Here is a 24,790-nt window from a genome sequence, read left to right on the forward strand (position 1 = left end):
TTACTTTTTGAAAATCTATTAAAAAAGGTGAATATAGATGATAAAAAGATTAATAGTCATCTCAATATTGCTAATAGTTGGAACAGTCCTATGTGGTTGTATGGAACAGGAAAATGTCGGACAGCAAAACTCTGAAGCCCAGGAAAAGATTGTTTTAAAGATATTCCACGCTGGAAGTTTATCTGTGCCTTTTGAAGAGTATGAAAAGATGTTTGAAAAAGAACATCCAAATGTTGATGTTGAAAGAGAACCAGCTGGAAGTGTTGCATGTGTAAGAAAGATAATTGACTTAGGAAAAAAGGCAGATATCTTAGCTTCAGCTGATTATTCTTTAATCCCTCAAATGATGATGCCTAAGTATGCAGATTGGTATGTTATGTTTGCAAGAAATGAGATTGTTTTGGCTTATACAGATAAAAGTAAATATAAAGACGAAATAAACTCAACCAATTGGTATAAGATTTTACAGAGACCAGATGTTAAAATTGGATTCTCAAACCCTAACGATGACCCGTGTGGTTACAGAACCCAAATGGTCCTGCAGTTAGCAGAACTCTATTATAAAGACCCAACAATCTATGACAACTTAGTTTTAAAGCATTCAAACATAAAAGTTGAAGAAAATAACGGAACATACTTGATATTAGTCCCTAAAGAGTTAGATGTAGATACTAACAAATTGTTTGTTAGAAGTAAGGAGACAGATTTATTAGCTCCATTAGAAGCTGGAGCGTTTGATTACCTCTTTATCTACAAGAGTGTTGCAAACCAACACCACTTAAAATATATAGAACTTCCAAAGGAAATTAATTTAGGATATTACGAATATGCAGACACTTACAAAAAAGTGGCTTTAAAAATAATTGCAAAGAATAAAACAATAAATGCAAAACCAATTGTTTATGGTATGACAGTTCCAACAAATGCACCACATAAAAAAGAAGCCATAGAGTTTGTTAAATTTGTGTTAGGGCATCCAGAAGTTTTAGAGAACAATGGACAGCCAGCAATAATTCCAGCAGTTGCTTATGGAAATGTTCCAGAAGAGTTAAAGGATTTGGTTAAAATAGAGAAATAATTAAATAATACTCTCTAAAAATTCAATATCCTTTATTACCTCTTCTATTTTTTCCTCTTTTGTTACCGGATTTTTTTCTAATCTTCTATCATCAAGCTCTAAGTTAAACATTCCGTTATACCCATAATCTAAAAGAGCTTTTATGTAAGGAGAGAAGTCAATTTCTGATTTTCTTAATGGAAAGTGGTCTTTTCTATTAACAACTCCAGATATGTGAGTGTGTTTAATATAATCAATAACGCTCTCCAAAAACTCTTCCATATACTCTTTAGCATGTGCAAAATCCAAAGTCATATACAACAATTCATCATATCTTTTTAGAATCCATTCCATCTCCTCTGGACTCCAACCAATTCTGTTAATTCTTTCTGGCATATTTTCAACACATATTGTTATATTTTTGTTAATAGCCACTTCTAATGTTCTATCCAAATATTTAAAAAATGCTTCATATTCTTCATCTGTTGGAGACCTGTTTGTTGGTCTTTTTCCTGGGTGTATGGTTATTAATTTACATCTATAAAATTTAGCCAGTTCAATGCTCCATAAAGTTTCTTTTATAACGGCCTCTCTAACGTAAGGGTTTAGGGATGATGGGTTTAGCTCAATATGGGGATTATGTAAAGCAACATCAAACTTTAAAAATTCTTTTCTTAAATCAGCGATATAATCTAAATCAAACCTATTATCCCAAAAATCTGGATTCTCTGGAAAAAATTCCATACATTTAATTCCAATATCCCTAAATATGTCAAAAATCTCAACCATTGGATACTCCCAAAAAAATAACGTTGAGACACCTATCTTCATCATGCCACCATTACATAATTTTTTAAATATTTTATTATCTTTTAAAAAGTATTTATTGATTTTAGTTGGTGATGAGTTTATGGTAAAAATGAGAGATAAAATTTTAGGTTCTGTCTTTGGGGCAGTTATTGGAGATGCTTTAGGAATGCCAACTGAAAATCTAACAAAGGAAGAGATAAAAAAGCTGTATGGATTTGTAGATTCCTATGTTGAACCAAAAAACTACTTAGCTGGGAAGCTAAACAAAGGAGAATGGACAGATGATACAGAGCAAGCTATCTGTTTAATAAAATCTCTAACCAAAGAAGGAATTGATATAAAAAAATTTGCCAATTGCTTAATAGCATGGAAAAACAAGAATCCACCAGATATTGGTTTAACCTCATTAATGGCTATTGATAAATTAGAAAATAATGACTACTCTGGAGTAGATAGCAGTAGCTGTGGAGCGGCAATGAGAATCTACCCATTAGGAATTGTATTTCATAATAATCTAAAAAAACTAAAAGAGGAAGTTATAAAGGCATCAAAAATAACTCATAACAACAAAACAGCAATTGCCGGAGCTTTAGCTATAGCATTCTTTGTTAGTAGTGCATTAAAAGACAGAAAAGATTTTAGCTTGTTAGATGAATGCTACAACTACATAAAAGACATAGATGAGGAATTTGCTAAAAAACTATTAGAAATTAAAAACTTTAATAACTTAGATTATATCTATGATTATTTTGGAACTGGCGTAAAAACTGATGAAGTTGTCCCTTCAGCAATAGCAACCTACTTACTAACTGATAATTTTAAAGAAGGCATGTTAAAATGTATAAATGCTGGAGGAGATACTGATAGCTTAGCATCTATGTATGGGGCTATGGCTGGAGCATACTACGGCTTTAAAAATATTCCAAAAGAGTGGATTGATGGTTTAAAAAATAAAGAAGTTATTTTTGAACTTGCTGAGAGATTGTATCACTTAGCTACTGAATAAATCTCCATTTATTTTATTTTTTAGTTTTTATTTTTTCAATTCTTCAACTCTATCTTTATAATATAACGCAATAGCCCTTTTTGCGAATACTGCTGTGTAGAATCCAACAAAGGCAGAAATTACTGCTGATATCACATCAACAATCGTCTCTGAAGAGGAGAAAGTAGAATATCTTGCTGGAGATATAGCAAAGATTTTTAATAAAATAAATGGAAGTTGCACAACAAAATTTATCACTATGACTATAACTCCAACAATTATAAGCAATATTATATAATTTAAATTTATCATTCTAAATATTTCTTTAAACTCAAAAAATCCAGAAAATCCTTTTACAGAGTAATTCACCTCTGCTAATCCTTCATATATCAAAAGTGCAATTGTCGATACAAACAAAAGTAAAAATCCAATTCCTATAAAAACAATTCCCACTAAAGGCAAAAATATTAAAAATACTCCAAATATAATAAACAAAATTGGAACAATCATAAAGATTATTGAGAGTATAATATTCCCAATCCAGTATAAAAAACCTCTTTTAAGTAACTCAGCAATATCATCCCAATCAGGGAGGACATCATAATTTTCAACAGTAGTTTTCATTACTCTAACATAGTAACCATCAAGTATGAAACCTATAATTAACGCAATTAAAAACCCAAAACTTGCAACAATTAGAGAGGTTAATAAAATATTATTGTCCAATCCAACAACATCATTAGGATTAATATTGTGTATTAATAGAATAGACAAGATAATTCCAAATATTGCTCCAATAGCTCCAGAGGTTGATGATAACAATCCTCCGACTATTCCTTTTTTAACATCTGAAAGCACATAATAAAATGCATCTTTTAAATAATACTCAAGTTTTTTCATTTTAACCCCTCAGTTTTTAGCAGTATTTTAATTTCTAAATTTTATTATAGAAATTTTTAGAATTTTATTCCAATTATTAGTTTGTTGTTATTTTGATTTATTTAAACCTTATGGACATATAATTATATTTAATCCATATATTTAAATTTATCAATAAAAATAGTAAATAAAAAATCTGTGTGGGGGAGGGGTGTTTAACTGTAAATTTTGTTAATCTACTGGAGCCGGCTCCTTATGGCGCGGGTTATCAGCGGTGAGGTGGGGGGCTCACCACTATCCCACCCGCGCCAACTTGTTATTACAAACTTTACCTATATAAACTTTTCGATACAAAAAATTTTAATTAAATTAAAGCGTTCTTAAATTAAATATGACTATTAGATTGTTTAATAACTTCCATTAGCCAGTTTAAGAATATATATTTTTATAGTTATCCTCCTAATTAATTGATTGTGATTTCTATTCTTGGAGGTGAATCTATGTCCCCAAGAGTTGGGGTATTTGTCTGTTACTGTGGAGCGAACATCAACGGTGTTGTTGATTGTGAAGCAGTAAGAGATTTTGCTGAAAAATTAGACGGAGTTGTTGTAGCAAAGACCTATCCTTTTATGTGTGCTGACCCAGGACAAAACTTGATTAAAGAAGCAATAAAGGAATATAATCTTGATAGAGTCGTTGTCGCGGCATGCACACCAAAAATTCACGAGCCTACTTTTAGAAATTGTATAAAAGAAGCAGGTTTATCTCCATATTACTTGGAGTTTGTCAATATTAGGGAGCACTGTTCATTTGTTCATATGAATGATAGAGAAAAAGCAACTAAAAAAGCAATGGAGTTAGTTGCAGGGGCTGTTGAAAGAGCTAAGAGATTAGAAGACGTTCCACAAAAAATTGTAGAAGTTGATAAATCTTGCTTAATCATTGGAGGAGGTATCGCTGGAATTCAGGCAGCTCTTGACTTAGGAGACCAAGGTTATAAAGTTTATTTAGTTGAGAAGGAGCCATCAATTGGAGGTAGGATGGCTCAGCTTGCTAAGACATTCCCAACTGATGACTGTGCGCTGTGAATTTTGGCCCCAAAGATGGTTAGCGTTGCAAACCACCCCAATGTTGAACTCATCACCTATGCTGAAGTTAAAAATGTCGAAGGATTTATTGGAAACTTTGAAGTCACAATAGAGAAAAAACCAAGATACGTTGATGAAAACATCTGTACCGGATGTGGAGCCTGTGCTGCTGTATGTCCAATTGAAGTGCCAAACGAATTTGACTTAGGTTTAGGAACAAGAAAAGCCATCTATGTCCCATTCGCACAGGCAGTTCCTCTTGTCTATACAATCGATATGGACCACTGTATAAGATGTGGCTTATGTGAAAAAGCTTGTGGTCCAGGAGCTATAAGATACGACCAAAAACCTGAAGAGATTAAGTTAAAGGTTGGAACAATCATCTGTGCAGTTGGTTATGATGAATTTGATGCTACATTGAAAGAAGAGTATGGTTATGGAGTCTATGACAACGTCATAACAACATTAGAATTAGAAAGAATGATTAACCCAGCAGGACCAACAGGAGGGCATGAAATAAGACCAAGTGATGGAAAGCACCCACACAGAGTTGTATTCATACAGTGTGTTGGTTCAAGAGATGCAAAGGTTGGAAAGCACTACTGTTCAAGAATCTGTTGTATGTTTGCTTTGAAGAATGCTCAATTAATTAAACAGCACGACCCAAGCACTGAAGTTTATATCTGCTACATGGATATCAGGTCTTTTGGTAAAGGTTACGAAGAGTATTACAGAAGAGCTCAGGAGCAGTTTGGAGTTAAGTTCATTAGAGGAAGGCCAGCTTGCATAATGGAAGATCCAGAGACAAAGAACTTGATTGTTAGAGTAGAAGATACATTATTGGGAGAGATTGTAGAAATTGAAGCAGATTTAGTTGTATTGTCAGCAGGATTGTCACCAAGACCAGACAATCCAAAATTGGCTAAGATGCTTGGTTTAGAGCTCAGTCCAGATGGATTCTTCAAGGAGTTGCATCCAAAGTTAGCTCCAGTTAATACAAAGGTCGATGGTATAGCAATTGCAGGAGTTGCTCAGGGACCAAAAGACATTCCAGATACCGTAGCTCAGGCTAAAGGGGCCGCAAGTGCTGTTTCAATACCAATGGCACAAGGACAGTTTAGAATAGAGATGATAAGGGCAGTTGTTGATGAAGATGTCTGTGGAGGATGCCAAGTTTGTGCTAAGATGTGTCCATACAATGCTATAACCTATGTTGAAAAAGATGGACACTTAGTAGCTCAAGTCAATGACGTTGCATGTAAGGGATGCGGTTCATGTGCTGGAGCATGTCCAAGTGGAGCAATGCAGTTGAGATACTATAGAGATGAGCAAATAATTTCATTCATTGATGGAGTATTAGAAGCTCACCAAAAATTAGAAAGTTAAAAAATAATTAAAAAGCACAAGCTCTACATTCTAATAAAAATCTCAAAAATATAACGGCGTAGGTTATGAGCTCAACATTGGGGGCAGACAAAACCAGATGAGGCACCACTCGAAGGCAATGCCAAAGTGGTGCTGATGGAGAGGGTAAGTGCCCTCATCCAAATTAAATTATAAATTTAATTCTCATGTTGTTATCGAGTTTATAAAATTAATAATATATAGGGGGATTAGTATGGATCCAGTAATAATTGCATTTTGTTGCTATCAGTGAGGATATGGGGCTGCTGACTTGGCAGGGACAAGTAGAATGCAATACCCTGCAACCGTAAGAATCGTAAGGCTCCCTTGTACCGGTAAATTCGATATTACCTACGCTTTAAGGGCTTTCCAAAAGGGAGCCGATGCGGTTATGGTTGTAGGGTGAAAGAAAGGAGAGTGTGCCTACGAAACAGGTAACTTAAAGGCTGAGGAGAGGGTTAGGTTCGCTAAACAATTATTAGATGAATTAGGAATTGGCGGAGACAGAATTGACATGTTTTTCATGTCTGCCGCTGAGGCAGATAAATTCGTCTCCGCCGTTAATGAAATGACTGCAAGAGTTGAAAAACTCGGACCTAACCCTCTCAAAGCTCAGTAAAGCCGGAGATTAAAGGGATGAGTTCTCTCGGGAACCCGTCAAGGGACCGAGAGAACAACCGCCCCATAAGTAAGGGGTTCTCCGGCATTGCAAAACTAATTTAAACTTTTTAGGGTGATTACCTTGGCAGTTAAGGTAGGGATGATACAACTGTGTGGATGTTCTGGATGCCACATATCCCTATTAGACTTACATGACAAGTTATTGGAAGTTTTACCAAATTTAGAGATTGTTTATGCCCCTATAATTGCAGACCCTAAGGAGATTCCTGAGGGTATAGATGTATTTTTAGTTGAGGGAGGAATTAGGAATGAGCACGATGAGCACTTAATTCATGAAATAAGAGAGAAATCAAAGATTGTCATTGCATGGGGAACTTGTGCCGCTTATGGAGGGATTCCAGGTTTAGGAAATCTATACAAAAAAGAAGAATTACTAAATTATGTCTACTCAACCGACTCAACAGAAAATAAAGGAGAAATACCTTCAGAAGAAATTCCACCACTTGAAGAGTATGTTAAACCAATAAAGGACTTCATAAAAGTAGATTATACAATACCAGGATGTCCTCCAACACCAAAAATGATCGCAGATGCAATTATAGCACTACTAAATGGAGAAGAACCAAAATTACCAACAAAGATCGTATGTGATGAATGTCCAAGAAAAAAAGAGAATGTATTTCCAGAAACATTTAAAAGAACCCATGAAGGAAGACCAGACCCAGAAAGATGCTTATTTGAGCAAGGATACACTTGCTTAGGATTTGCTACAAGAGCAGGTTGTGGAGCAAAATGTCCAAGTGCAGGAGTTCCATGTAGAGGTTGTTTCGGTAAAACAGATAAATCATTAGACTTAGGAGCTAACGCAGCTAATGTATTGGCTAACGCTGGAGAGGCAGCTTTGGAGATTCCAGATAAGGTAGCTTTATTGAACAGATTCACACTACCAGATGCTTTAATCAACAGAAAGGCAAAATAAATTAAGCATAAATAATAAAATAAGGGTGAATTTATGGGGAAGATAGTAATTGAGCCCCTATCAAGATTAGAAGGGCATGGTAAAGTTACAATAACCTTAGATGAAAATGGAAAACCTAAGGATGTTAAGTTGCATATAACTGCATTGAGAGGATTTGAGCAGTTCGTTGTTGGAAGACCTGCTGAAGAAGTTCCAAGAATTGTCCCAAGAATCTGTGGTATCTGCCAAACAGCCCACCACTTAGCAAGTGTTAAGGCAATTGATGCCGCTTGGGGTGTAGAGATTCCAGAACCAGCTAAGAAATTGAGAGAGTTAATGCACATAGGAAATATGATTCATAGCCATGCATTGCACTTTTACTTCTTAGCAGCTCCTGACTTTGTTCTTGGTCCAGATGCAGACCCAGCAATAAGAAACATTGTGGGAGTTATAGATAAAGCTCCAGACGTTGCTAAGCAAGCTATCGCCTTAAGAAAGTTTGGGCAAAAGATTGTTGAAGCAGTTGGAGGAAAAGCTATTCATCCAGTTACTGGAATTCCTGGTGGGCAAGCAAAGAGATTAACTGAAGAAGAAAGAGATGAGTTATTAAAAGATGCTGACCAGATGATAGAATACGCTAAAAATGGTGTTGAGCTTATAAAACAATTAAATGAGCAATATATGGAACAGATAAAGACATTAGGAGTTATTGACACCTATTATTTAGGTTTGGTTAAAGATGGAAAACATAACTTCTATGACGATACCTTAAGATTCTTATCTCCAGATGGAAAAGAAAAAGTTGAGTTTAAACCGGAAGAATACTTGAACTATATTGGGGAATATGTAGTTCCATACAACTATGTAAAACACCCTTACTACAAAAAAGTCGGTTATCCTGAAGGAGTTTATAGGGTTGGGCCATTAGCGATGCTAAACGTTTGTGATGAAATGGAGACCCCGCTTGCAGAAGAATACAGAAAAGAATTTTTAGAGATCTTTGGATTTCCAGCAAATCAGTCATTGGCATATAATCATGCAAGGTTGATTGAGTTAGTTGAAGCATGTGAAAAGGCAAAAATATTATTGGAAGATAATGATATTACATCAGATGACATTAAGGCAGATGTTGAACCAAAGGCTGGAAATGGTGTTGGAGTAGTTTATGCTCCAAGAGGAGTTTTAATTCACAACTATGAAACAGATGAGAATGGAATCGTTGTTAAGGCAAACATGATTGTCGCTACAACACACAACGTTCCAACAATGGAAAAGGCTATCCAACAGGCAGCTCAAGTAATCTTCAAATAAATAAATTTTTGTAAAGAAAATCAATTATGATTATCTAATCATTTATGGTTATGGTGATAAACATGGCTGAGAAAAGCACAGTTAAAGTTGATGAAGTAAAATTAAACTTAATAGAAATGGTATTAAGAGCTTACGACCCTTGATACTCATGTGCCGCCCACATAATAGTTAAAGATGAAAAAGGAAACAAAATTATTGAGGTTATTAAAGAATAAGCTCACAACCGAACCCATTTGGGAGGTTGTGAGCTCTCTCCCTCTATGCAGGGGGAATTCGCTAAAATCCTTTTTTGGGATTTTAGCGTATAATTTTTAGGAGGATGAGATTAATGAGCATAACAATTCAAAAAGATGCTTGTTTAGTCTGTTATGCGTGTCAGGCGGAGTGTCCTACCAAAGCAATAGATATAGATAGTTTTAAAGTATGCAACTTATGCATGGAGTGTGTTAAAGTCTGCCCAACGGGAGCTTTGGTGGAGGAGGAGATTGAAGTTAATGGGAAGAAGTTGAAGAGGGTTAATTATTTAGCTCATAAGTGTGAGAAATGTGGGCAGTGTGCTGAGGCTTGTCCTATTGGCATAAAAAAGGTTGATGATGATTTCCCTTACTCAAAGGGGCATTGTGTCCTCTGTCAAAAGTGTATTGACGTGTGTCCAATAGAGATCATTTCATTACCTGGAGTTATTGATAAGCCTAAGAAGGAAATAAAGCCACCAAAAGAACCGATAGCAGTTACTGATGCTTGTGTTGGTTGTGGAATTTGTGTTCCTGAATGTCCAGTTAATGCAATAACCTTAGAGAATAATAAAGCAGTCATCGATAAGAGTAAGTGTATTTACTGCAGTATTTGTGCCCAAACATGTCCATGGAATGCTATATTTGTAGCTGGGAAAATACCTAAGAAGAGGAGGAAGGAAGTTAAGAAGTTTGAAGTTAATGCAGAGAAGTGTATTTATTGTCTAAAGTGTGTTGAAGTCTGTCCGGGAGATATGATTAAGGTTGATGAGGAAAACTTAATCGTTATTCCACCAAAATCATGCCCAGCTTGTAAGCTCTGTGTTAATATCTGTCCAGTCGATGCTTTAGATTTAGAGGTTAAACTAAGCTCACCACACCCAATAACTGATGAGGGCTTGGTTATTGTTGAGGAGGACTTTGAGGTTTTGAAAAAATGTGCTTCAGTCTGTCCAACTGAAGCAATTGTAGTTGATGAGGAGAAGAAGGAAGTAAGAATGTGTATCGTCTGTGGAGCTTGTACTGTAGCCTGTCCAACAGGAGCTTTAAAGCTTGGTAAGATAGAACATAATGGTAAGGAATACAACAGAATTGAATTCAGCCCTTACTTATGTGATAAGTGTGGCAAATGTGTAGAAGTCTGCCCAATGAAGACATTAAGATTATCAAGAGGCAAATTACCATTGAAAGGATACTGTGTAATGTGCTTACTCTGCTTAAGTGTAGCTGAAAAAGAAAAGAAAGGAAAAAAGGTTTTGGAGTTAAGATAAATTAAAAAAGGGGTGAATCCCTTATGGTAAAAGTTGTTAGAAATGTTGTCTGTCCGTTCTGTGGGACATTATGTGATGACTTAGAGATTTTAGTTGAAGATAACCACATAGTTGGAACAAGACATGCGTGTAGAATTGGAAATGCCAAGTTTATGCACTTTGAGGGAGCTGTAAGATATACAGAGCCTTTAATGAGAGAAAACAAGAAAGATGATTTCAAAAAAGTTGATTATGAAACTGCAATTGAAGAAACAGCAAGATTATTAACTGAGGCTACTTTACCTCTAATTTATGGATGGAGTGCTACTGAATGTCATGCACATATGTACGGGGTTGAGTTGGCTGAATTAGTTGGGGCAGTTATTGACAACACTGCAAGTGTTTGACACGGACCTTCACTTTTAGCTGTGCAGGATGTAGGATACCCCGTCTGTACCTTAGGAGAAGTTAAAAACAGAGCTGATGTTATCATCTTCTGGGGTTCAAACCCAATGCACGCCCACCCAAGGCATATGAGTAGATATTCAGTCTTTGCAAGAGGGTTTTTCAGAGAGAGGGGAAGAGAGGATAGGACTTTGATTGTTGTTGACCCAAGAGAGACTGATACTGCAAAGTTGGCAGATATTCATTTACAAGTAGAGCCACATAAAGATTATGAATTAGTTAGTGCAATGAGGGCTGTGTTGAAGGGCTTTGAGTTACAAGTAGATAAAGTTGCTGGAGTTCCAGCTGATTTGATATATGAAGCAGTTGAAGTTTGTAAAAATGCCCAATTTGGAGAGTTGTTTTTCGCTATGGGAGTAACGATGACAAGAGGTAAGCATAGAAACATTGACAATGCTATCCAGTTGGTTATTGACTTAAACGCATACACAAAATTCGGATTAATGCCAATGAGAGGACACTACAACGTCAATGGATTCAACCAAGTCTTGACATGGGTTACAGGTTATCCATTTGGTGTTGATTTCTCAAGAGGTTATCCAAGATACAACCCAGGAGAGACAACAGCTAACGACTTGTTGCAAAGAGGAGAAACTGATATGATGTTGAACATCGCTTCAGATCCTGGAGCACACTTCCCACAAAAAGCTGTACAGCACATGGCAAAGATACCATTGGTTTGTATTGACCCACACGAAACACCAACAACTCAATTGGCAAACATCATCATTCCACCAGCAATCGCTGGAGTTGAGGTTGAAGGAACTGCCTATAGAATGGATGGGGTTCCAATTCAGTTGAGGAAGGTTATTGATCCACCAGAAGGAGTCTTACCAGATAGAGAAATATTGAAGATACTCATTAAGAAAGTTAAAGAGATGCTCTAAAAATTCTAATAAGAAAAGTATAAATATTAGATTTGCATGTAATGAGATATTGGGGTGGGCGTGCAACGCTAACCATCTTTGGGGTATCCTACATCCTGCGTTACACGTCGTATGTTGGAGGGGAACCCGTAAGGGACCCTCCAACATTTTATTATTTTGGAGATTTTAATTAGTTTATTTGAATTCATAAATTAAATTTTATAAAATAAAAAATAATTTTATTTTTATATTAATTTATAAGGAGATGAAATCATTTTTCTCTTTTTGCCAAGATTTTGTTGATTCCATCTATAACTGCCTCAACTGAAGCCCTAACTATATCTTCACTTGCTGCCTTTGTTGTTATCTCCCTTCCATATCCTTCTAAGGTTACAATAACCTCCGCCAATGCATCAGTTCCTCCAGTTATGGCATTTATATGATACTCTTTAAGTTTAATCTTCTCTCCAATGGCTTTTTGTATTGCCTTAACTGCCGCATCTACTGGTCCAACACCAATAGCTGAGCTCTTCTTAATCTCTTCTTCAATCTTTAAAGCAACTGATGCAGTTGGAATAACTCTATTACCTGTCATAACCGCTATTTGCTCCAACTCAACAACTCTATCTTTTTTAGCCAACTTACCAACAACATCCTCAACTATTGCCTCAACATCTCTGTCAGTGACTCTCTTTCCTTTATCTCCAAGAGCTTTAATTCTCTTAACTATCTCATCAAATTGATCTTTATTTATATCCTTACCAACCTCAATTCCTAATTCTTTTAACTTTGCCTCAATTGCATGTGTTCCTGTGTGCTTACCTAAGATTATTTTTCTCTTCTGCCCAACTAACTCTGGGGGTATAGGTTCATAGGTTAAAGCATGAGCTAAAACTCCATGTGCATGTATTCCACTTTCATGAGCGAAAGCGTTCTCTCCAACAATTGCCTTGTTTGGTTGGACTTTAATTTCAGTGTATTTTGATACAAGCTGAGATATCTCATAAAGTTTTTGTGTTTTTATATTAGTTTTAACTCCATAGATTGACATTAAGCTCATAACTACCTCTTCCAATGCTGCATTTCCTCCTCTCTCTCCTAAGCCGTTTATTGTACAATGTACTTGCTCTGCTCCTGCTTCAACTGCTGCCAATGAGTTTGCAACAGCTAAACCAAAGTCGTTGTGGCAATGCACAGATATAGGGACTTTTATTTCCTTCTTTAGCTCATTTATTAGATAATACATAGCCCTTGGAATCATAACTCCAACGGTATCTGGAACGTTGATTATATCTGCTCCAGCATCTACTGCCTTTTTATAAACTTCTATTAAATAGTCAATCTCTGTTCTTGTTGCATCTTCTGCTGAAAACTCAACTCTAATCCCATGTTCTTTTATGTACTCTATGGCATCAACTGCAATATCAATAATCTCTTCCTTTGATTTTTTTAATTTATATTTTCTATGCAATGGAGAGGTTGCTATAAATGTATGGATTCTATCAACTCCGCAATCTATAGCTACATCTATATCCTTTTTTACAGCCCTTGCCAATCCGCAGATTTCAGCATCTAAGTTTAATGAGCAGATTTTTTTAATAGCCTCCTGCTCTCCTAATGATGATACTGGAAAACCAGCCTCAATAACATCAACTCCTAAATCATCTAATTTTATGGCTATGTCTATTTTCTCCTCTGGAGTTAAAGAGACACCTGGAGTTTGCTCTCCATCTCTGAGTGTTGTGTCAAAGATATAAACCCTATCTGGAATGTTTAAATTCTCAAGTGCCTTTTTTATAATTTCATTCTCTTCCCTATAAATTATCATAATCCCACCAAAACTTTTTAATTTTCTGTTATTTATGATGGGATGTTATAAAAATTTTACCTAATCAGATATATCATTAAAACGCTATAACTTAACCTTTCAAAATGATAGATTAAAGTTCATTTAATTCATCAACTAAAGAATAATAAAGTTATAAACCCTAAATAATATCAACAATCCAGTTATCAGCATAGAGATTAATGATATAGCTTTTATTTTACCTGAAGATTCTTTAAACACTGCCAAATATAGCAGAAAATAGGCTATTAATGTAGAAAACATACTCATATCCACCAAAGTCTTTGCATCAAAAATTAATAGGATTATAACTAATAAAGTATTTAAAATAACTCCATAGTATGGAATCTCCTTCCTTAATTTTATAAATGCCTTTGGGAATATCCTATCTTTTCCCATCCCATAAGGCATATATGATAAAGTAAATAAAACACTAAACGCACAGCTGGAAATTATTAATAACATCCCAGCCAATAAAAATAGGTTATCTCCAATCAGTATCTTTAATATCTCATCTAAGTTGTTTGTTTTTACATTTAAAGATACTATGGTCAAGGAAAACAGGAGATACAAAACTCCAATGATAAAAGTCCCTACCAAGAGTCCATAAGCTATAGCTTTTTGATTTTTAAATGCTGACAATGGCATTGTTATACCTTCCCAACCAGTAGCAGTCCATAATCCAAAATATATTGTCAAAATAGCATTTTTTAAATTAAACTCTCCAATGCTGTCAATTTTTATTCCATTTGAAAATACGATATATAAAATAATCGTTATCGTTAAAATTCCAAAGATTCTGACAAAGTTTCCCACAATCCTCAACCCTCCCAATATTAAAGCTGTTAAAATAACAATCAAACATAATCCAACATAAGAAACGTTAAATTTTGTATTAAAAACTATTTCAAAGAATGACACAACTCCAGATAGAGCAAAAACTCCAGAGAGCCATAATATATAGGCTGAAAAAACTCCAATTTCTCTCCCTAAAATTTTCATTACAAATTTATAAACCCCTCCACTCTCACTTATTTTAGTGGAAGCATAGGCAAAAGGAGAAGCCATAATTAGAGACACAAATATTAGTAAAGCCCAACCCCATATTATAGATTTTCCAAACAGCAAATAGGTTAATGGAGATAGAACAAAAATCCCTCCACCAACAATGGACGTTATCGTTAAAAATACCGCATCTTTGAGTGTTAGATGCCCCATAACTACACCCTTATAAATTGATTAAACAAAGCAAAAATATTTAATATATCTTTTTCTTTTATAATTATCTTTATCTAAAATTTAATTGAGGGATAATATGAAGATGCTACTAATCCATTCTGATTACTTAGAGTTTGAAGCTAAAGAAAAAACCAAGATTGCAGAGGAAACAGAAAACTTAAAAGGTAAGTTGGATGAGTGTTTAGCCTGCTTTATTGCAGTTGAAAGAGAAGATGAAAACAATCCAGAAGGAACTGCAATAGGAGCAGTTGAAGAGATTGAGAAAGTTGCTAATCAATTAAAGGTCAATAATATTGTTGTTTATCCTTATGCACATCTATCAAGTGATTTATCCTCACCAGAAACAGCAGTTAAGGTTTTAAAAGACATTGAGAGTATTTTAAAAGAGAGAGGTTATAATGTCTTAAGAGCACCATTTGGATGGTATAAGGCATTTAAAATCAGCTGTAAAGGACATCCTTTGAGTGAGTTGTCAAGAAAGATTGTAGCTAAGGAAGAAAAGAAAGAAGAAGGAGAAGAATCAAAATTCTACTTATTAAACCCAGAAACAGAGGAAATTATTGAATTGAATGAAAACAACATAAATATAATTAAAGATGAAGAGTTGTTAGCTTTAGCTAAACATGAATTGGGAATTAGAGAGCATAAAGAACATGATGAACCTCCTCATGTAAAGTTTATTAAAGAAAAGGATATCTGCAGTTATGAGGAAGCATCAGACCCTGGACATTTCAGATGGTATCCAAAGGGCAAGTTGATGAGAGATTTGTTAGCTGATTATGTTTATAACTTAGTTGTCAATATGGGAGCTATGCCAGTAGAAACACCAATTATGTATGATTTAGGAAACCCTGCTATTAGGGAACATGCTGATAAATTTGGAGAGAGGCAGTATAGGTTTAGACAAGGAAATAAAGAGCTAATGCTAAGATTTGCAGCATGCTTTGGGCAGTTTATGATGAAAAAGGATATGTATCTATTGCCAAGATATTTGCCATTAAAACTCTATGAATTATCAACATACAGCTTTAGATATGAGCAGAGGGGGGAGTTGGTTGGTTTAAAGAGATTGAGATGCTTTACAATGCCTGATATGCATACTGTCTGCTTAAACTTAGAGCAAGCAATGGAAGAGTTTGAAAAACAGTTCTGGGAATGTTTAAAAACTGGGGATGATTTAAATCTAAGCTATTCAGTAATATTTAGATTCACAAAGGACTTCTTTGATGAGCATAGGGATTGGTTCTTTAAAATAGCAAAGGAATATAAGAACAAATATGGGAAAGATGTAATTTTAGAGATTTTACCAAAAAGAAAACACTATTGGGTTGGTAAGGTAGATATTGCTGTAATAGACAGCTTAGGAAGACCTATTGAGAACCCAACCGTGCAAATAGATGTTGAGAGTGCTAAGAGATTTGATATAAAAGTGCATACAAATGAAGGAGAGATTTATCCAATAATATTGCACTGCTCACCAACTGGTTCAATTGAGAGGGTTTTGTGTGGTTTGTTGGAAAAAGCTGCTATAGAGGCTGAAAAAGGAAATGCTCCAATGTTGCCTGTTTGGCTCTCTCCGATACAAGTTAGAGTTATTCCAGTGGCTGAAAGACATTATGACTATGCTTTAAAAGTAGCTGAGAAGTTGAGAGAAAACAACATTAGGGCAGATTTTGATGATAGAGAAGAAAGTGTAAGCAAAAAGATTAGAAATGCAGGAAAAGAATGGGTTCCTTACGTTGTAGTTATTGGAGATGAGGAAATGGAATCTGACAAATTGACAGTTACTATTAGAGAAAAATCAACCTTAAAGAAACCATATAAGGAGAAGATGACATTAGATGAGTTGATTGAAAGGATTAAAAAAGAAACTGCTAACTACCCATATAGGCCTTTACCATTGCCAATAAGATGCTCATTACAGCCAAAGTTCCATTAAAAATTTTTTATAGCTATACTAAATATTCTTCTTATTGTTTTTATCACATGCATGAAAAACTATATAAATAACAATTGATATTTTATTTTTAAATAACTATTTGCTGTCTATTTTCTATATAATAAATCATATAAAAATATCATCCATTATATTAACTTAAATAAATGTTAGTAATTTAAAGCCAAGGTCTTTTTTACAATTATCTGGGGGAGAACATGATAGTAAAGTGTCCAATTTGTGATGGAACAGGAAAGAAAGTAGTTAAATACAAAACATGCCCTGTATGTGAGGGAACTGGATTTATAGATGAATTTTCACCAAAGCAACACATGAAAAGAGTTTCTAAGAGAGCAACTTATGACTTAGATTATGGAGAAATTCCCTGCCCTAAATGTAAAGGGACAGGAAAAGTTCCAGTTTATGCAAAATGTGATTTTTGTGGTGGAAGTGGAAAGGTAGTTAAATGTGATAGATGCGGAGCTATAATTGGTAAATATCCTGACTTTAAAGATAGGACATTGTGTGATAAATGTCTAAAAGAAGAGGAAGAGAGAAAGAAAGGGCTTAGAAATGTATATGTGTTTGATGAATTGGCAACATTCTATGATGTTGAGCCAGGTAAATTTTACAAAGGAGTAGTTACAAGAATTGAGAAGTATGGAGCTTTTATCAATTTAAATGAACAAGTTAGAGGGCTTTTAAGACCAAGAGACATGATAAGCTTAAGATTGGAGAATTTAAATGTTGGTGATGAAATCATAGTTCAAGCAATAGATGTAAGACCAGAAAAGAGAGAGATTGACTTTAAATACATCCCACTAACAACCTATGATTTAGTTAAATATGAAAAAGAAGTTCCATTGTCTCAGATAAAGGACATATCCCAAAATTTAGTTGAGATGAGAGACCAGGTTGTGCATATAAGAGGAGAGGTTGTTCAGATTGTTCAGACACCAGGACCTACAGTATTCACCATAACAGATGGAACTGACTTTGCATGGGTAGCTGCTTTAGAAATAGCCGGTTTGAGAGCTCATCCGGATGTTAAAGTTGGAGACATAGTTGATGTTATTGGTAGAGTAACAATAAGGGATGGAAGATTACAGATTGAAAGGATAAAGCTTCAAAAATTGGAAGGAGATGAGGCAGAGGAAATTAGGAAAAAAATAGAGGAAGAAATTGATAGAAGGGCAGAGCCAGCTAAGGATATTCCATTCTTAGTTAAGAGTGAAGTTTTAGAGAGATTGAGACCAAAAATGGCGGATGTTGCTAAGAGAATTAGGAAGGCAGTTTTAGACGGAAGACCAATAATTATTAGACATCATGCAGATACAGATGGTTATTGTGGAGGAATTGCTTTAGAAAAGGCAATATTACCAATAATTGATAAATTTGCCATAGACGTTGATGCAATATGGCACTTCTTTAAAAGGAGGCCGTCAAAAGCACCATTCTATGAATTAGAAGATGTAACAAAGGATTTGGTATTCTCTATAGAAGATGCCTTGAAATTTGGTCAGAAACTACCTTTGATTGTATTGATTGATAATGGAAGTACTGATGAAGATATTCCAGCCATATCCAAAGCTAAAGCTTATGGTATAGAGGTTATTGTAATAGACCACCACTTCCCTGGAGAGGTTGTTGATGGAAAAGTTGAGGTTGATGACTACGTAGATGCTCATGTCAATCCATACTTAGTTGGAGGAGATAGCAATTTAACCGCTGGAGTATTAGGAACTGAAATAGCGAGGATGATTAATCCAGATGTTGAGGATGAGATAAAGCATATTCCAGGAATAGCAGTTGTTGGAGACCATGCTAAAGGAGAGGAAGCGGAACAGTATGTAAAAATAGCCCTTGACAGATTGAATGAATTGAGTAAAAAATACGGTAAAGGAAGAACTTACGATAGAGAGTATTTGGAGAAAATAGCCCTATGTATGGATTTTGAGGCGTTCTACTTAAGATTCATGGATGGTAAGGGAATTGTTGATGATATATTAGCAACAAACATAAAAGAGTTTGGAAGACATGAAGAACTTATAGACATATTGTATGAGCAGGCAATGAAGATGGTTGAAAGACAGATGAAGGCAGTAATTCCAGCTTTAAAAACAGAATTCTTAGAGAATGGAATTATATTAAATACATTAGATGTTGAGAAATATGCCCACAAATTTACCTTCCCAGCTCCAGGAAAAACAACTGGATTTGCTCATGACTATATAGTTCAAAAATATGGTGAGGATAAGCCAATCATAACTCTCTCCTATGGCCCTGACTTTGGAGTTGTTAGAGCTACAGATGCAGTTCATGAAAAATACAATTTCAACTTAAACTTAATAGTTGAGCAATTAATGGAGGAGATTCCTGAGGCATCTTTGGATGGAGGAGGTCATGAGTGTGCAGGTAGCTTGAAGTTTGTTGAGGGGTTAAGAGATAAAGTAATTGGTAGATTTATTGAAATCATCAAAAATATGAAGCCAAAAGAGCAATAAAAAATAATAAATAATTTTTTTAGATTTTTTTGCTCATCTCATATAAGAAGATAGCTAAATTACCTAAAGCTCCAATCTCATTTTCTACTATATATCTCCCTAAACCTTTCTCTAACTCTAATTTTGTGAAACCGGTTGAAGCTCCACAGAAAACAACCAAATCATTTTCTCCAACTTCATTAAAATCTACCTTCTCATCACAGATACTTTTATTTCCAATTAAAAACACTTTCTCAGGTCTTAAAACTTCTATAGCATCATCTAACTCTTCAAAGAATAAAACATTCTTTCCTAATTTGTATGCCATTTTATGTAGTGTTGGAATTCCACTCTGAGCAGCTGATGCAGTTGCCTTTGTTACAACTATTGTGTTGATATCAAATCCATAAGCGATTCTTCCAAACTCTTCTACTTGCTTAGCACTGTATGTGTTATGCAAACAAATAAACATTTTTCTCACCTTTTTAGTTTTTTGTATTTTTTTATTTATTTTTCATTTTTTTATTTTAAGTTTTCTTTAATCACCCTGGCTATAGCTCTACTTAAAGCCACAGGAACACTTTCCCCAATCTGATTATAACAGCTTCTTATACCTCCAGCGAATAGATGGTAATCAGGATAACTCATCAACCTTGCCTGTTCTCTTGGTGTCAATAATCTATCTTCATAAGGGTGGATAAAGAACCTCTTACCCATAACTGTCTCAGCTAATTTAAGTGGATGCAACCTTATATAATTCCCCAACCTTCTATTGGCTCCTTTGAAATAGATAAATGCATCTCCCCAACCTAATTTATGGACTCTCTTCCTAAACCTTGCAGGTAGAGCGGCGAATTCATGATTTGGGACATCTCTACCTTTATACATTAAATCTCCTATTGCCTCAATAACAGTTTTTGGCTGAGTTTTTTCTGGGTTAATTTCTATGTTTGAAACAAAAACTCTTCTTCTAACAGATGGATTTCCGTAATCTTCAGCTCTTAAAGTGTTGAAATAAACGTCCTCATAACCAATTTCTCTAAACTCTTTTATTATTGCCCCTCTAACTTCTTTAATACCAGGAACATTTTCCATAACAAATATTTTTGGTTGTAAATCTCCAACAATCCTTATATATTCTAAAACTAATCTTCCAGTTTCGTCTTTATACAATCTATCATAAGGATTTTTCTCTCTCTTTGGATTAGCTCCTGTATAACCTTCACAGGGAGGACCGCCAATAATAACATCTACTTTTTTATTTTTGATGAACTTTTCTATCTCAATTGCATGAATTTCTCTAATATCATCATTAATAACAACAGGACTTAATTTTTTGGTTTTTTCATTTAGTGTTCCCAGTCTTTTTAGCCACTTTATATCTTCCTCTTCAAAAGGAAATTTGAATGGGTAGATTCCAACATAGCCCTTTAATTCTTTCAATTTGAATTCTCCAGGTCTTATTTTTTCATATATTTGACCATTAAAATTTAATGCATAAGAAAAAGCGGCATCTTCATTTAACTCTATAGCTACCAATGGCTCAAAACCCTCTTCCACGAACCCTCTTGAAAATCCCCCACATCCACAAAATAAATCAATAAATTTCAACATTATCACCAAAATAAAAGGTTATTTAAAAAATAAAATAAATTTAAAAATTTAAATTAAATACCAAAAAAGCCAAATAACTTATTGTGATTCTTGAGCTTTCTTTAACTCTGCCTTCATATCTTGATAGACTTTAGTCCATTTTAATTTTCTTGGATTTCTTCCCATTCTGTAGCTTTTCTCACATTTGGATGAGCAGAAATATAATACAGTCCCATCTTTTTCTACGACCATTTTTCCTTTTCCTGGCTCAATTTCATAACCACAAAAGCTGCATGTTCTCCATTCTGGCATAGCTATCCCCCTTTAATAGTGTTTCAGTGATTTTAAAATAATTTAAGATTAAATTATTTATCTTCTTCTGTCTAATGGTCTTGCTTCTCTCTCTGTTTCTCTTAACATAATAATGTCTCCAACTTTAACTGGACCTTTAACGTTTCTAACTAAAACTCTTCCAGTATCTTTTCCACCTAAGATTTTACATCTAACTTGTATAATTCCTCCAGTAACCCCTGTTCTACCAATGACTTCAATAACTTCAGCAGCTACTGCTTCCTTATAAACAAATTCATCTTCCATCCTCATCACCTAATATTAATGAAGGTTTAAAATTTATAAAAAAGTTAGTAGTAGTGTTTCATAATTTATATAATAATAACTATATACTATTGATTGATGGTTAAATAGCGTTCTAATAATTTACTGCTTCAAAACATTTACCTTTTCAATTAATACCTTTAACTCTTCAGCATCTCCTTCGTTGATGATAGCAACTGATGATGCAGCAACTTCCAATCCAGCAGCCTTACCTAAATCCTGCTTTGAAGCTACGTAAGCGTAAGGAATTCCTTTCTCTTCACATAAGTATGGGAGGTGAGCAACAACTTCTTCTGGTTTAACATCTTCAGCAATGATAACTAATTTTGCGATACCTCTTTCAACTGCCTTTGTAACTTCGTTAGCTCCTTTTTTGATTTTTTGTGCTTTTGCAACTGCATCTAATAGCTCTTTTTGAATTTCTTCTGGAACTTTAAATTTTACATAAACTGCCATGTCTTTCAACCTCCTTCATCTCTTTGCTAAAAAATGGGCAATCCGGAGGGAATTGCCCACTCCTACAGGGCTTTTGCACTTGTTGATATTTATAAGGAATTTTGCATCTATAAGGTGCATATTTTTATATAAGAAATATTTTCCTGCAAAAGCCCTGTAGTTATCATCGTGGCTTAGAATAGGTATAACAACATATTGACTTTTAGTATATAAAACTTTTGGGTAAGTTTATAAAATCCTCTCAATAGGCACCACCAATATATCTCTCGCTCCTAAAGCATGAAGCTTAGGAACTAAGGTAAATATCTCATCCTCATTAACAACGGCATGAATAGCTACCATATTATCGTCAGATAAAACCTTAGAAACTGTTGGACCAGCCATTCCTGGAATTAATTTTCTAATCTCTTCGACTTTATCCTTTGGGGCATTCATCATAATTAATCTTTTTGTTTCAGCAAATAAAACACTTTTTATGGCAATAACTATTTGATTTATTTTTTCTCTTTTCTCTTTATCTTTTAAGCTGTTTTTGTTTGCTATTAATCTTGTAGTTGATGAGACAATTTCATCTATAACTTTTAACCTATTCAACCTTAAAGTTGTTCCTGTAGATGTTAAATCACTAATTAAATCAGCTATTCCTATGAATGGAGCTATCTCTGTTGCTCCACTAAGTTCAATAATCTCAACTTTCTTATTTAATTTTTCAAAGTATTTTTTTGTTAGGTTTGGGAATTCTGTTGCTACTCTCATCCCTTCTTTTATATCGTCTATGCTGTTTATATTTGAGCTCTCTGGAGCGGCTAAAACCAGTTTTGCAAATCCAAAACCAAAATCTAATAGGAAATCAACTTTATCTTCAACATTTCTCTCTAAAACTAAATCATAGCCAGTTACTCCTATATCTGCAACACCATCAGCCACAAACTCCGGAATATCTCTTGCTCTTGCAAACATTACTTTGATGTTGTCATCTACAGTGTTAGCAAATAAACTTCTTCCCTTAACTGTAATCTTTAATCCTGCCTTCTCTAAAACTTTCATTACTGGCTCTGAAATCCTCCCTTTATTTGGTAATGCAAACATTATCATCTTCTCACGTAATTATTATATTCATGTATTTGTATTTTTTATTTTGCATCTCTTTCGTTGAATTTCTTTTTTTATTTTTTCTCCACTGACTCTAAGTAAGTTTGATACGCTTCTTGGGATTTTCCCATTATCAGATAAAATTTTTGCTATAATACTTGAAAGTAAAAAGATGGTATATATATGCTCTGCCTTTGTTCTGTGAATATGATGGGGATAGATATTTAACTCATCATACTCTTTAAATTCGTTATTGTCGCAATTATATTTTTTTTCGATATATTTTCTTAAATAGATAAGGAGTTGGTGTAATTGAATCAGCTCATCTTTATGCATTTAAATCACCGAAAGTGATGAGTGTTAAATTAACTGGCTTTTTTATGATTTTTGCATCTTTACAGAAAATTAAATTTGTCTTTTCATATAAGATGTCTATAAGTTTTTGAGTAACTGTCCCATTAATTATAATTGCGTCAATAGATTTATAGTTATCTGTATTATTAATTAACTCCTCAATACTAACAATTTCCTCTTTATCCCCATTAATAATTAACACTTTAGAATCTTCTAATTCAATAAGTTTTTCATAAAACTTTCGGTATTTGTTATATTTAGGTGGTAGTTCTTCATTATTAGATGGATTACACTCAACACTTGAAACTTCCACATCATCATTAGATGTTATACTTATTTCAGGTTTTATTTCTGGTATTGTTTGAATCCCCATATTTCTAATTTCATCTTTACATACTTTTTCATCAATTTTTTGTTTATCCTTTAATATTTGAGCCAATATATGCTCAGCAGGGATTTTACTTCTTAAACATTTCATAATTTCTTTTTTAGATAACTCTTCAACTTCCTTTCCTGGTGGAGCTCTTGCCACAAAATCAACATCACAAACTTGTAGTAACTCTTTTAAAATCAGTTCTCCTCCTCTATCTCCATCTGTAAAGACAGTTACTATCTTTTTCTTACTAAGCTCTATGATAGTTTTAGGGACAGAGGTTCCTTCAACAGCTATCACATTCTTAATGCCACACCTCAATAAGTTTAAAACATCTGCCCTTCCCTCAACAACTATAATATCGTCTGAACTATCTACTGCAGGACCTGCTGGCAATCTCTCAGGGCCATATTCAATAATTTCTCCCATTCTTACACTTTCTTTGACTTCTTCAATAATTGTATTCACATCTATGTTGCTCATCAACTGCTTCAATATTTCCTTAGCTCTTTCAACTATGTATTCTCTCTTCTTTTTCCTAATGTCCTCAATATCTATTACTTTAACTGTTGCTACACATGGTCCTACTCTATCAATTGTTTCTAAAGTGGCAGCTAATATAGAGGTTTCAATCCTATCCAAACTTGATGGGACTGTTATTTTGGCTATTGACTTTCCATTAATATTGGTTAGCTCTACATCTATCCTTCCAACTCTTCCCGTTTTTTGTAGTTCTCTCAAATCTAACTCATCCCCTAACAACCCTTCCGTCTGCCCAAATATTGCTCCAATAACATCATGTTTTTCAACATAACCATCAGCAATGAGTTCTGCATAAATGATATACTTAGTAGTTCCTAAATCCATAATAATCAC

General features: G+C 34.4%; 23 protein-coding genes. 11 read left to right on the forward strand and 12 right to left on the reverse strand.

Annotated elements, in window-relative coordinates; all coding sequences use genetic code 11:
• Nucleotides 1-37 precede the first annotated feature (37 nt).
• Nucleotides 38-1,078, forward strand: a complete 1,041-nt coding sequence (gene wtpA, locus MJ_RS06330) for a tungstate ABC transporter substrate-binding protein WtpA (RefSeq protein WP_010870699.1) — start codon at nt 38-40, stop codon at nt 1,076-1,078.
• Here wtpA and MJ_RS06335 read toward each other — a convergent pair whose 3' ends face one another.
• Nucleotides 1,079-1,888, reverse strand: coding sequence for a sugar phosphate isomerase/epimerase family protein (locus MJ_RS06335; RefSeq protein ID WP_064496750.1), 810 nt, complete (start codon nt 1,886-1,888; stop codon nt 1,079-1,081).
• A gap of 79 nt (nt 1,889-1,967) precedes the next feature.
• On the opposite strand from MJ_RS06335, the gene MJ_RS06340 reads away from it, so the two are divergent.
• The gene (locus tag MJ_RS06340; RefSeq protein ID WP_010870701.1) at nt 1,968-2,873 is read left to right on the forward strand and encodes an ADP-ribosylglycohydrolase family protein; all 906 of its coding nucleotides are present in this window, start codon (nt 1,968-1,970) and stop codon (nt 2,871-2,873) included.
• Between the two features lie 27 nt (nt 2,874-2,900).
• Here MJ_RS06340 and MJ_RS06345 read toward each other — a convergent pair whose 3' ends face one another.
• On the reverse strand, nt 2,901-3,752 hold the full coding sequence (locus MJ_RS06345; RefSeq protein WP_010870702.1) for a DUF4013 domain-containing protein: 852 nt from the start codon (nt 3,750-3,752) through the stop codon (nt 2,901-2,903).
• A gap of 479 nt (nt 3,753-4,231) precedes the next feature.
• On the opposite strand from MJ_RS06345, the gene MJ_RS06350 reads away from it, so the two are divergent.
• The 7 genes from MJ_RS06350 (at nt 4,232) to MJ_RS06380 (ending at nt 11,948) form a co-directional block, all read left to right on the forward strand.
• Complete coding sequence (locus MJ_RS06350) at nt 4,232-6,205, forward strand: CoB--CoM heterodisulfide reductase iron-sulfur subunit A family protein (protein ID WP_162484757.1); 1,974 nt, start codon at nt 4,232-4,234, stop codon at nt 6,203-6,205.
• A 232-nt stretch (nt 6,206-6,437) separates the two neighbouring features.
• Complete coding sequence (gene vhuD, locus MJ_RS06355; protein ID WP_244409384.1) at nt 6,438-6,842, forward strand: F420-non-reducing hydrogenase iron-sulfur subunit VhuD; 405 nt, start codon at nt 6,438-6,440, stop codon at nt 6,840-6,842.
• Nucleotides 6,843-6,956: 114 nt separating this feature from the next.
• Nucleotides 6,957-7,823, forward strand: a complete 867-nt coding sequence (vhuG, locus tag MJ_RS06360) for a F420-non-reducing hydrogenase subunit VhuG (RefSeq protein WP_010870704.1) — start codon at nt 6,957-6,959, stop codon at nt 7,821-7,823.
• A gap of 33 nt (nt 7,824-7,856) precedes the next feature.
• The gene (gene vhuA, locus MJ_RS06365) at nt 7,857-9,113 is read left to right on the forward strand and encodes a F420-non-reducing hydrogenase Vhu subunit A (protein WP_010870705.1); all 1,257 of its coding nucleotides are present in this window, start codon (nt 7,857-7,859) and stop codon (nt 9,111-9,113) included.
• A 62-nt stretch (nt 9,114-9,175) separates the two neighbouring features.
• Complete coding sequence (gene vhuU / locus MJ_RS06370; RefSeq protein ID WP_012980417.1) at nt 9,176-9,328, forward strand: F420-non-reducing hydrogenase selenoprotein subunit VhuU; 153 nt, start codon at nt 9,176-9,178, stop codon at nt 9,326-9,328.
• Nucleotides 9,329-9,441: 113 nt separating this feature from the next.
• A complete protein-coding gene (vhuB, locus tag MJ_RS06375) occupies nt 9,442-10,617 on the forward strand; it encodes a F420-non-reducing hydrogenase associated-polyferredoxin VhuB (protein ID WP_064496751.1) in 1,176 nt (391 codons plus the stop codon).
• A gap of 23 nt (nt 10,618-10,640) precedes the next feature.
• A complete protein-coding gene (locus MJ_RS06380) occupies nt 10,641-11,948 on the forward strand; it encodes a formylmethanofuran dehydrogenase subunit B (RefSeq protein WP_083774548.1) in 1,308 nt (435 codons plus the stop codon).
• A gap of 250 nt (nt 11,949-12,198) precedes the next feature.
• On the opposite strand, the gene MJ_RS06385 is transcribed toward MJ_RS06380, so the two are convergent.
• Both MJ_RS06385 and MJ_RS06390 read right to left on the reverse strand, forming a co-directional pair.
• On the reverse strand, nt 12,199-13,755 hold the full coding sequence (locus tag MJ_RS06385) for a 2-isopropylmalate synthase (protein ID WP_010870707.1): 1,557 nt from the start codon (nt 13,753-13,755) through the stop codon (nt 12,199-12,201).
• A gap of 135 nt (nt 13,756-13,890) precedes the next feature.
• Nucleotides 13,891-14,991, reverse strand: a complete 1,101-nt coding sequence (locus MJ_RS06390; protein ID WP_010870708.1) for an APC family permease — start codon at nt 14,989-14,991, stop codon at nt 13,891-13,893.
• 97 nt (nt 14,992-15,088) lie between these two features.
• On the opposite strand from MJ_RS06390, the gene MJ_RS06395 reads away from it, so the two are divergent.
• The gene (locus tag MJ_RS06395; RefSeq protein ID WP_064496752.1) at nt 15,089-16,951 is read left to right on the forward strand and encodes a threonine--tRNA ligase; all 1,863 of its coding nucleotides are present in this window, start codon (nt 15,089-15,091) and stop codon (nt 16,949-16,951) included.
• A 215-nt stretch (nt 16,952-17,166) separates the two neighbouring features.
• The gene (locus MJ_RS06400; protein ID WP_010870710.1) at nt 17,167-19,452 is read left to right on the forward strand and encodes a DHH family phosphoesterase; all 2,286 of its coding nucleotides are present in this window, start codon (nt 17,167-17,169) and stop codon (nt 19,450-19,452) included.
• Between the two features lie 19 nt (nt 19,453-19,471).
• Here MJ_RS06400 and MJ_RS06405 read toward each other — a convergent pair whose 3' ends face one another.
• From MJ_RS06405 to dnaG, 8 genes are all read right to left on the reverse strand, one after another.
• Nucleotides 19,472-19,903, reverse strand: coding sequence for a RecB-family nuclease (locus MJ_RS06405; protein WP_064496753.1), 432 nt, complete (start codon nt 19,901-19,903; stop codon nt 19,472-19,474).
• A 50-nt stretch (nt 19,904-19,953) separates the two neighbouring features.
• A complete protein-coding gene (locus MJ_RS06410) occupies nt 19,954-21,045 on the reverse strand; it encodes a DNA cytosine methyltransferase (protein ID WP_209320024.1) in 1,092 nt (363 codons plus the stop codon).
• 78 nt (nt 21,046-21,123) lie between these two features.
• On the reverse strand, nt 21,124-21,336 hold the full coding sequence (locus MJ_RS06415) for a 50S ribosomal protein L24e (RefSeq protein ID WP_010870713.1): 213 nt from the start codon (nt 21,334-21,336) through the stop codon (nt 21,124-21,126).
• A 57-nt stretch (nt 21,337-21,393) separates the two neighbouring features.
• On the reverse strand, nt 21,394-21,621 hold the full coding sequence (locus MJ_RS06420; protein ID WP_012980426.1) for a 30S ribosomal protein S28e: 228 nt from the start codon (nt 21,619-21,621) through the stop codon (nt 21,394-21,396).
• Nucleotides 21,622-21,741: 120 nt separating this feature from the next.
• Nucleotides 21,742-22,095, reverse strand: coding sequence for a 50S ribosomal protein L7Ae (gene rpl7ae / locus MJ_RS06425; RefSeq protein ID WP_010870715.1), 354 nt, complete (start codon nt 22,093-22,095; stop codon nt 21,742-21,744).
• A gap of 228 nt (nt 22,096-22,323) precedes the next feature.
• On the reverse strand, nt 22,324-23,190 hold the full coding sequence (gene hisG / locus MJ_RS06430) for an ATP phosphoribosyltransferase (protein WP_010870716.1): 867 nt from the start codon (nt 23,188-23,190) through the stop codon (nt 22,324-22,326).
• Nucleotides 23,191-23,211: 21 nt separating this feature from the next.
• Nucleotides 23,212-23,523, reverse strand: a complete 312-nt coding sequence (locus MJ_RS06435) for a UPF0058 family protein (protein WP_010870717.1) — start codon at nt 23,521-23,523, stop codon at nt 23,212-23,214.
• On the reverse strand, nt 23,516-24,781 hold the full coding sequence (dnaG, locus tag MJ_RS06440; protein WP_064496755.1) for a DNA primase DnaG: 1,266 nt from the start codon (nt 24,779-24,781) through the stop codon (nt 23,516-23,518). Before dnaG ends, MJ_RS06435 begins: the two co-directional genes overlap by 8 nt.
• Nucleotides 24,782-24,790 lie beyond the last annotated feature (9 nt).

The sequence above is a fragment of the Methanocaldococcus jannaschii DSM 2661 genome, from assembly GCF_000091665.1.
GTDB classification, from domain to species: Archaea; AGJL01; Methanococci; order Methanococcales; family Methanocaldococcaceae; genus Methanocaldococcus; species Methanocaldococcus jannaschii.

What these genes read in the sequence shown, in the direction of transcription:
- MJ_RS06420 (WP_012980426.1), bottom strand. Translation starts at nt 21,621, where the DNA reads ATGGAAGATGAATTTGTTTATAAGGAAGCAGTAGCTGCTGAAGTTATT.
- MJ_RS06435 (WP_010870717.1), bottom strand. Translation starts at nt 23,523, where the DNA reads ATGCATAAAGATGAGCTGATTCAATTACACCAACTCCTTATCTATTTA.
- rpl7ae (WP_010870715.1), bottom strand. Translation starts at nt 22,095, where the DNA reads ATGGCAGTTTATGTAAAATTTAAAGTTCCAGAAGAAATTCAAAAAGAG.
- MJ_RS06415 (WP_010870713.1), bottom strand. Translation starts at nt 21,336, where the DNA reads ATGCCAGAATGGAGAACATGCAGCTTTTGTGGTTATGAAATTGAGCCA.
- MJ_RS06385 (WP_010870707.1), bottom strand. Translation starts at nt 13,755, where the DNA reads ATGATAATTTATAGGGAAGAGAATGAAATTATAAAAAAGGCACTTGAG.
- dnaG (WP_064496755.1), bottom strand. Translation starts at nt 24,781, where the DNA reads ATGGATTTAGGAACTACTAAGTATATCATTTATGCAGAACTCATTGCT.
- vhuB (WP_064496751.1), top strand. Translation starts at nt 9,442, where the DNA reads ATGAGCATAACAATTCAAAAAGATGCTTGTTTAGTCTGTTATGCGTGT.
- MJ_RS06390 (WP_010870708.1), bottom strand. Translation starts at nt 14,991, where the DNA reads ATGGGGCATCTAACACTCAAAGATGCGGTATTTTTAACGATAACGTCC.
- MJ_RS06400 (WP_010870710.1), top strand. Translation starts at nt 17,167, where the DNA reads ATGATAGTAAAGTGTCCAATTTGTGATGGAACAGGAAAGAAAGTAGTT.
- MJ_RS06335 (WP_064496750.1), bottom strand. Translation starts at nt 1,888, where the DNA reads ATGAAGATAGGTGTCTCAACGTTATTTTTTTGGGAGTATCCAATGGTT.
- wtpA (WP_010870699.1), top strand. Translation starts at nt 38, where the DNA reads ATGATAAAAAGATTAATAGTCATCTCAATATTGCTAATAGTTGGAACA.
- MJ_RS06345 (WP_010870702.1), bottom strand. Translation starts at nt 3,752, where the DNA reads ATGAAAAAACTTGAGTATTATTTAAAAGATGCATTTTATTATGTGCTT.
- MJ_RS06395 (WP_064496752.1), top strand. Translation starts at nt 15,089, where the DNA reads ATGAAGATGCTACTAATCCATTCTGATTACTTAGAGTTTGAAGCTAAA.
- MJ_RS06405 (WP_064496753.1), bottom strand. Translation starts at nt 19,903, where the DNA reads ATGTTTATTTGTTTGCATAACACATACAGTGCTAAGCAAGTAGAAGAG.
- MJ_RS06410 (WP_209320024.1), bottom strand. Translation starts at nt 21,045, where the DNA reads ATGTTGAAATTTATTGATTTATTTTGTGGATGTGGGGGATTTTCAAGA.
- MJ_RS06340 (WP_010870701.1), top strand. Translation starts at nt 1,968, where the DNA reads ATGGTAAAAATGAGAGATAAAATTTTAGGTTCTGTCTTTGGGGCAGTT.
- vhuA (WP_010870705.1), top strand. Translation starts at nt 7,857, where the DNA reads ATGGGGAAGATAGTAATTGAGCCCCTATCAAGATTAGAAGGGCATGGT.
- hisG (WP_010870716.1), bottom strand. Translation starts at nt 23,190, where the DNA reads ATGATAATGTTTGCATTACCAAATAAAGGGAGGATTTCAGAGCCAGTA.